This window comes from Mesorhizobium sp. M1348, from assembly GCF_040317925.1.
In the GTDB taxonomy this organism is placed as follows: domain Bacteria; phylum Pseudomonadota; class Alphaproteobacteria; order Rhizobiales; family Rhizobiaceae; genus Mesorhizobium.
The window spans coordinates 1-819 of the sequence record NZ_JAMYLH010000084.1 but is presented as its reverse complement, the minus strand read 5'-3'; the positions used below and the strand labels follow the sequence as shown (position 1 = coordinate 819).

Annotated in this window: 1 protein-coding gene; it reads left to right on the top strand. The window is 57.3% G+C overall.

Going from position 1 to position 819, the window contains the following annotated elements; genetic code table 11:
- The first annotated feature begins 67 nt into the window (after positions 1 to 67).
- On the top strand, positions 68 to 766 hold the full coding sequence (locus NKH13_RS35525; protein ID WP_352917492.1) for an IS6 family transposase: 699 nt from the start codon (positions 68 to 70) through the stop codon (positions 764 to 766).
- The last annotated feature ends 53 nt before the right edge of the window (positions 767 to 819 follow it).

Here is an 819-nt window from a genome sequence, read left to right as displayed (position 1 = left end):
GGATGTGTTGCAACGTTTTGATTACCGGCGCTATGGCAAGACCCCTTCGACATTTTCGGAGGATTAGATGTTCAAGGGCCGCCAGTTCGACCAGTCAGTGATCCTGCTTTGCGTGCGCTGGTACCTGGCCTACAATCTCAGCCTGCGTGATCTTGAGGAGATGATGGCCGAGCGGGGGATCGCCGTCGACCACACGACCATTCACCGCTGGACCATTCGTTTCGCACCGCTACTGCTGGAGCATTTCAACCGGCGCAAGCGTAGCGTCACCGGGAAGTGGCATGTCGACGAGACGTACATCAAGGTCCGCGGCCAGTGGATGTATCTTTACCGCGCCATTGACAGTGTCGGCGACACAGTCGAATTCGGGTTCAGCGAGCTGCGTGACCTGCCCTCGGCCAAGCGGTTCTTCAGAAAAGCGCTGGCACGTCATGGCCGGCCCGACCGCGTCGTCATCGATGGTAGCCAGACCAACCAGGAGGCGATTATTTCCTGTGACACCACAAATCGCTTGCAGGATCGTTCCCGGCGTCGGCTGAAGCCGATCCGGATCCGCAAGAGTAAATACCTGAATAACCGGATCGAACAGGACCATCGGCGCATCAAGCGCCGCATCCGGTCAATGCTCGGCTTCAAGTCACCAGCATCAGCCGCGATCATCCTAAACGGCATCGAAATGGTTCACATGATGCGTAAGCAACAGGCGAGATTCGCCTTCAATCCGAATCCATCCCTGGCGGAGCAGTTCCAAATCCTTGCCGCGTGATTGGCCTCGTGTCAGACCTCTCTGCGCTCCCATTCAGCCGTTGCAACAAAACC